The organism is Kosakonia sp. MUSA4 (genome assembly GCF_013085925.1).
Classification (GTDB): domain Bacteria; phylum Pseudomonadota; class Gammaproteobacteria; order Enterobacterales; family Enterobacteriaceae; genus Kosakonia; species Kosakonia sacchari_B.
In genome coordinates this window covers 5683146-5689919 of the sequence record NZ_CP025697.1, presented here as the reverse complement: position 1 = coordinate 5689919, position 6774 = coordinate 5683146, and the positions used below count along the sequence as shown (strand labels likewise).

The following is a 6774-nucleotide window of genomic DNA, read 5'->3' as shown; positions in this document are numbered from 1 at the left end:
GCCAGCGTTCAATCTGAGCCATGATCAAACTCTTCAATTTAAAGTTTGATGCTCATCGAATTAAACTTCGTAATGAATTACGTGTTCACCCGTGAGACTTGGTATTCATTTTTCGTCCGAGGACGTTAAGAATCCATGTCACCTGAGTGCCCACACAGATTGTCTGATAAATTGTTAAAGAGCAGTGCCGCTGTGTTTTCGCTGCGGCGCGGGGTGTGCATATTACGCTTTCCCGCCGTGAAGTCAACTGATTACTTTCAGATTTCTTCACCTGACAGGCCGGTGTGTCTGCCGTTGTGCCGTGTCAGTGGAGGCGCATTATAGGGAGATAATTCTGGCTGACAAGCATAAAATTCAAAAAAATTATCGTTCGCTCATTTTTCAGGCACAGCGCCCGTTAAACGCCCGCTTTGCTGTTTAACTGAGCTATTTCGCGAGCAAAATTCGCCACCTGCTGCCAGTCGGTATAGACAACTTCTTTACGTCTATCCGTTTCGCCGCCCGTCATCTTCATAATCAGTTGGATCATCAGTCGGTCGTACCATCGATAGTGCGGGTAACGCAGCGCGCCAGCAAAAACAGCGCAGCGATCCGGTTGCCAGGGCGATGACAGCAAAAACTTACGCGTATAGCTATTAGTTTGCGGCGAGCTTTTCTCCGGTTTGCGCGCAACCAGGTTGACGGAAAAGAATGCTCCCGGCAGTTTATTAAGCTCAGGCAGATGCTTTTTCACAAAGCTGGCAAGCGCCGGATGAAAGTGTCCATAGCGAATTGACGCACCAATGACCACTCGCTCATATTTAGTCCAGTCAATTTCTTGCGTACGGTTCAGGTTAACCACATCCGCAAAGATGCCAAGATCGTTAAGCTCTGAAGCCAGATAAGAAGCAATCTCCCGCGTTTGCCCATCCCGGGTCGAGAAAAGAATTAATGTTTTCACGTCACACTCCATTATTCGCGCCAGAAGGTCGGGGTAAACAGTACCAGCAGCGTGAAGACCTCCAGGCGACCAAACAGCATATTCGCGATGAGCACCCACTTGGCGACCGGATTCATGCTGGCAAAATTATCCGCTACCACGCCCAGCCCCGGCCCGAGGTTATTGAGCGTCGCAACCACAGAGGCAAATGCTGAAAAGTCATCAACTCCCGTGGCGATGATCGCCAGCATACTGACGATAAAGACCAGCGCATACGCGGAGAAGAAGCCCCACACTGCTTCAAGAATGCGTTCCGGCAATGCACGATTCCCCAACTTAATGCTGTACACCGCATTCGGATGCACCAGTCTTTTCAGTTCGCGGTTGCCCTGTTTAAACAGCAGCAGGATGCGGATCACCTTCAGACCGCCGCCCGTCGAACCGGCGCAACCGCCGATAAAAGCGGAACAGAGCAACAATACCGGCAAGAAAAGCGGCCAGCGGGAGATACTGTCGGTCGTAAACCCGGCCGTGGTCGCCATTGAGACCACCTGGAAGAAAGCCTGGTTAATCGTCATCAACGCCGAGCTGTAGATATTATGGAACCACAGCACCACGGTGCAGATGACCACCAGCGTCAGTTGTACGCCGATAAACATTCTGAATTCCGGATCGCGCCAGTAAACTTTCAGGCTACGCCCGCTCAGCAACGAGAAGTGCAAACCGTAGTTACACCCGGAAATCAGCAGGAAGATAGCAATGATGGTGTTGATCGTGGGGCTGTTGAAATAGCCAATGCTGGCATCATGCGTGGAGAAACCACCAATCGCAATGGTGGCAAAACTATGTCCAATGGCGTCAAAAGCTGGCATTCCGGCAAACCATAGCGCCAGAGCACAGGCGATCGTAAGCAACACATAAATAAGCCACAGGGTTTTTGCCGTCTCCGCAATACGCGGGCGCATCTTGTTATCTTTCAGCGGCCCCGGCATTTCGGCACGATAGAGCTGCATCCCACCGACGCCCAGAATGGGCAGAATGGCCACCGCCAGCACGATGATCCCCATCCCGCCGAACCATTGCAGCATCTGGCGATAGAAAAGAATCGCGTGCGGCAATGAATCCAGCCCAACCAGCGTGGTCGCCCCGGTCGTTGTCAGGCCCGAGAAAGATTCAAAGAAAGCATCCGTCACCGTCAGATTCGGGCTTTCGGAAAAGACAAACGGCAGCGCCCCCACGCTCCCCAGCACCGTCCAGAACAGCACGACGATCAAAAACCCTTCGCGGGATTTCAACTCCCCTTTCTCACGGCGGTTCGGCCACCAAAGAATGGAACCAATCACCAGCGCGACGAAGAAGGTTTGCGTGAATGCACGGCCCGCGCCATCACGGTAAATAAGGGCTACCAGTCCAGGTAAGATCATCGTTCCGGAAAAGAGGATGACCAGCAGTCCAACGATTCGGGTTATGGCGCGAAAATGCATCTCTGCCGCTTCCTTAGGTGTTCAGAAATCAGGTGGGGATTATTCTTCAGTTTTTAACAATTGCAATGTGCCACGACTAAAATCAGCGAGCCTTGCCGAAAATGCGTCCAGTCTGCTGTGAGGAAGCGCCACCCGCAGATACACGGAAGCCTGATACTCGCTCGCAACAATTTTCCCCTCAAATTGCTCAAGCAACGTTTCGACTCCGCTCAACTGTGCGTAATCACACCACAAAGTATATTCGGTTAACGGCATTTTGCGGGTTGTCGCGAGTTGACTAAGCGCCTGCTGGACACCGCCGCCGTAGGCTTTCACCAGCCCGCCGGTTCCCAATAAAACGCCGCCATAATAACGCACCACCACCGCCGTAATTTCGCCGACACCGCTGCCCATCAACTGAGCCAGCATCGGCTTCCCTGCGGTACCCGCCGGTTCGCCATCGTCAGAAAACCCCAACTGCTGCGAATCATCCGGCGGCCCGGCAACCCATGCCACACAATGGTGACGGGCGTCCGGGTGCTCCGCACGAACAGTTTCGACAAACGCCTTCGCCGCCTCCACGCCGTCGGTATGCGCCAACAGCGTGATAAAACGGCTCTTTTTGATCTCCTCGCTAAAGGTGACCGGCGCAGCCGGTATCAGCCAGCTCTCCATTACGCCAGCTTCTGATCCCGCGTCATATTTTCAATGCTGTTCTCGTGGATAACCACGTTATCTTCGATGCGGATACCGCCAAACGGTTTTAACGCCTCAATTTTATGCCAGTTGAAGTGTTTGCTGAGCGGCCCCTCGCGCCACGATGAGAGCAGCGATTCAATAAAGTAGATGCCCGGCTCGATGGTCAACACCATACGCGGCTCCATCACACGCGTGCAGCGCAGATAGGGATATTTTGACGGCGCCGCCAGATGCGTACCGCTATCGTCCTGCATAAAGCCAGCAACATCATGCACCTGCAGCCCAAGCGGATGGCCAATACCATGCGGCATAAACGGCCCGGTGATGTCCTGCTCAAGCATCGCTTCTTCACTAATATCGGTGATGATTTGATGGCGGCGCAGCAGCTTCGCGATACGCTGATGGAACTGAATATGGTACTCAACGTAATTGACGCCCGCTTTCATGGTGGCGATCAACGCCAGTTGTTCTTCATTTACGTCCTTCACCAACTGCGCATAATCGGTGTCGCTGTTTGCCGCCCAGGTACGCGTCAGGTCGGCGGCATAACCGTTGTATTCCGCGCCAGCATCCAGCAGGAAACTGCGCATCTCAGCCGGCGCGCGGTGATCAAGTTTGGTGTAATGCAGCACCGATGCATGCTCGTTCAGCGCAACAATATTGCTGTAAGGCACATCGGTATCACGATGGCCGGTCGCGGTCAGATAAGCCAGATTGATGTCGAACTCGCTCATTCCGGACTGGAAGGCTTCATGCGCCGCGCGATGGCCCATTACCGCCGTTTTCTGCGCTTCACGCATGCAGGCCAGTTCATAATCGGTTTTATAGGCGCGGTAGTAATGCAGGTAATCGATCACCCCTTTCGGGTTGATGTTGCTGGCGGCGATGTCGAGGCCCAACGCACGCTCGGCAACCGGGCCAATATAGGCGATATTGCCGCGCGCCGCAGGCAACTGGCTGCCAATGCCGTCCGCTTTCGGCAGAGCAATCACCTCGACCTCTTCGGTCCAGAAGGAAGTCGGCAGCGGTTCAACGTTGTGCCAGTAATCCACCGGCAGGTAGAACCACAGCTTCGGCTTGTTCACGCCATCTACCAGCAGCCAGCAGTTCGGCACCTGCGTCACCGGCACCCAGGCTTTAAACTGCGGGTTCACTTTAAACGGATACGGATGGTCATCAAGAAAGACGTTAAATAGCTCGCCAGAGTGAATAAGTAACGCGTCGAGCTTAAAGCGCGCCAGCACATCACGGGTGCGTTCCTGTAACGTAACAATATGATTTTTATAAAGCGCTGCCAGTGAGTCCATCGTTTTTCCTTCTGTTTATTGCGACCTCAAGTCTCCGCATCTTAGCACACCTGTCTGCCACTGGGTGATTTCCACCGAGCGTGATCCGCTTAGCATTTTTTTAATCATTTATTTGCAATTTATTAACATAAAAACCACACTCCGCTTCATCTGGTACGACCAGATCATCGCTGGATTCAGGAGACTGACATGCTCTACAAAGGCAATAACCTGTACCTAAACTGGCTGGAAGATGGCATCGCGGAACTGGTGTTTGATGCGCCCGGCTCAGTTAACAAGCTTGATACCGCCACTGTCGCCAGCCTTGGCGAAGCGCTGGCCGTACTGGAAAAGCAATCAGATTTAAAAGGGCTGCTACTGCGTTCAGAGAAAGCGGCCTTTATTGTCGGCGCCGATATCACCGAATTCCTCTCCCTGTTCCTCGTGCCGGAAGAGCAGTTGAGCCAGTGGCTGCATTTTGCCAATAGCGTGTTTAACCGCCTGGAAGATTTGCCCGTCCCAACGATCTCTGCGGTGAATGGCTATGCGCTCGGCGGCGGCTGCGAATGCGTGCTGGCAACAGATTATCGTCTGGCGACGCCGGACCTGCGTATTGGCCTGCCGGAAACCAAACTTGGCATCATGCCAGGCTTTGGCGGCTCAGTTCGTATGCCACGCCTGCTGGGTGCAGACAGCGCGCTGGAGATCATCGCGGCCGGGAAAGATGTTGATGCCGAACAAGCGCTGAAAATCGGCCTGGTGGATGGCATTGTGAAGCCGGAAAAACTGCGTGAAGGCGCCATCGCCATTCTGCGGCAGGCAATTAACGGCGATCTGGACTGGAAAGCAAAACGTCAGCCGAAGCTGGAACCGCTGAAGCTCAGCAAAATTGAAGCGACCATGAGCTTTACCATTGCCAAAGGCATGGTGATGCAAACCGCCGGGAAACACTATCCGGCGCCGATCACGGCGGTAAAAACCATTGAAGCTGCGGCAAGATTTGGCCGTGACGAAGCGCTGAAGCTGGAAAACCAGAGCTTCGTTCCGCTCGCCCACACCAACGAGGCCCGTGCGCTGGTCGGGATTTTCCTGAACGACCAATATGTAAAAGGTCAGGCGAAGAAACTGACCAAAAATGTCGAAACGCCCAAACAGGCTGCGGTACTTGGCGCAGGCATTATGGGCGGCGGCATTGCTTACCAGTCAGCCTGGAAAGGCGTGCCGGTATTAATGAAGGATATCAACGAGAAATCCCTTGCACTCGGCATTAATGAAGCAGGCAAGCTGCTGAACAAACAGCTCGAGCGCGGCAAAATCGACGGTCTGAAACTGGCCAGCGTGATCGCGACCATTCAACCAACACTGGAGTATGCCGGTTTTGAACGCGCCGACGTGGTGGTCGAAGCGGTGGTGGAAAACCCGAAAGTGAAAAAAGCAGTGCTGGCGGAAACAGAGGACAAAGTCCGTCCGGATACCGTACTGGCATCAAATACTTCCACCATTCCCATCAGTGAACTCGCCAGCGTGCTGAAACGCCCGGAAAACTTCTGCGGCATGCACTTCTTCAACCCGGTACATCGTATGCCGCTGGTTGAAGTGATTCGCGGAGAGAAAACCTCCGATGAAACTCTCGCCAAAGTGGTGGCCTGGGCGAGCAAAATGGGCAAAACGCCGATCGTGGTCAATGACTGCCCGGGTTTCTTCGTCAACCGCGTACTGTTCCCTTACTTTGCCGGGTTTAGCCAGTTGCTGCGTGACGGCGCGGATTTCCGCAAAGTCGACAAAGTGATGGAGAAACAGTTCGGCTGGCCAATGGGCCCGGCGTATCTGCTGGATGTTGTGGGCATTGATACCGCACACCACGCCCAGGCGGTGATGGCGGCCGGTTTCCCGCAGCGCATGCAGAAAGATTATCGCGATGCCATTGATGCGCTGTTTGACGCACACCGTTTCGGGCAGAAAAACGGGCTCGGTTTCTGGCGCTATAAAGAAGACAGCAAAGGCAAGCCGAAGAAAGAAGAAGACAGCGCCGTTGACAGCATGCTGGCCGAAATCAGCAAGGGCAAACAGGATTTCAGCGATGAAGAGATTATTGCCCGCATGATGATCCCAATGGTCAATGAAGTGGTGCGTTGTCTGGAAGAAGGGATTATCGCCAGCCCCGCCGAAGCGGATATGGCGCTGGTGTATGGTCTTGGCTTCCCGCCGTTCCATGGCGGCGCATTCCGCTGGCTGGATACGATCGGCAGCGCAAAATATCTCGATATGGCACAGCGCTATCAGCACCTCGGGCCGCTGTATGAAGTACCGGCCGGGCTGCGCGAAAAAGCGCGCCGCAACGAGCCTTATTACCCTGCGGTAGAACCTGCACGCCCGGTGGGCGAGTTAAAAACGGCTTAAGGAGTCA

Annotated in this window: 5 protein-coding genes; 1 reads left to right on the top strand and 4 read right to left on the bottom strand. The window is 54.0% G+C overall.

Annotated features, from left to right (window positions below; all coding sequences use genetic code 11):
- Positions 1-397 precede the first annotated feature (397 nt).
- Genes hemG through pepQ form a run of 4 tightly spaced genes read right to left on the bottom strand, consistent with a single transcriptional unit; the run spans position 398 to position 4388 of the window.
- Positions 398-940, bottom strand: coding sequence for a menaquinone-dependent protoporphyrinogen IX dehydrogenase (hemG, locus tag C0557_RS27065; RefSeq protein ID WP_208662693.1), 543 nt, complete (start codon positions 938-940; stop codon positions 398-400).
- Positions 941-951: 11 nt separating this feature from the next.
- Complete coding sequence (gene trkH, locus C0557_RS27060) at positions 952-2403, bottom strand: Trk system potassium transporter TrkH (protein WP_074779999.1); 1452 nt, start codon at positions 2401-2403, stop codon at positions 952-954.
- A 39-nt stretch (positions 2404-2442) separates the two neighbouring features.
- The gene (locus tag C0557_RS27055; protein WP_074779997.1) at positions 2443-3057 is read right to left on the bottom strand and encodes an IMPACT family protein; all 615 of its coding nucleotides are present in this window, start codon (positions 3055-3057) and stop codon (positions 2443-2445) included.
- Positions 3057-4388, bottom strand: coding sequence for a Xaa-Pro dipeptidase (gene pepQ / locus C0557_RS27050; RefSeq protein ID WP_208662691.1), 1332 nt, complete (start codon positions 4386-4388; stop codon positions 3057-3059). Before pepQ ends, C0557_RS27055 begins: the two co-directional genes overlap by 1 nt.
- Positions 4389-4577: 189 nt before the next feature.
- Between pepQ and fadB the strand changes: the two genes are divergently transcribed.
- Complete coding sequence (gene fadB, locus C0557_RS27045) at positions 4578-6767, top strand: fatty acid oxidation complex subunit alpha FadB (RefSeq protein ID WP_208662689.1); 2190 nt, start codon at positions 4578-4580, stop codon at positions 6765-6767.
- Positions 6768-6774 lie beyond the last annotated feature (7 nt).

Excerpts from the sequence above, each read along its gene's own strand:
- C0557_RS27055 (WP_074779997.1), bottom strand. The coding sequence starts at position 3,057 with ATGGAGAGCTGGCTGATACCGGCTGCGCCGGTCACCTTTAGCGAGGAG.
- pepQ (WP_208662691.1), bottom strand. The coding sequence starts at position 4,388 with ATGGACTCACTGGCAGCGCTTTATAAAAATCATATTGTTACGTTACAG.
- fadB (WP_208662689.1), top strand. The coding sequence starts at position 4,578 with ATGCTCTACAAAGGCAATAACCTGTACCTAAACTGGCTGGAAGATGGC.
- trkH (WP_074779999.1), bottom strand. The coding sequence starts at position 2,403 with ATGCATTTTCGCGCCATAACCCGAATCGTTGGACTGCTGGTCATCCTC.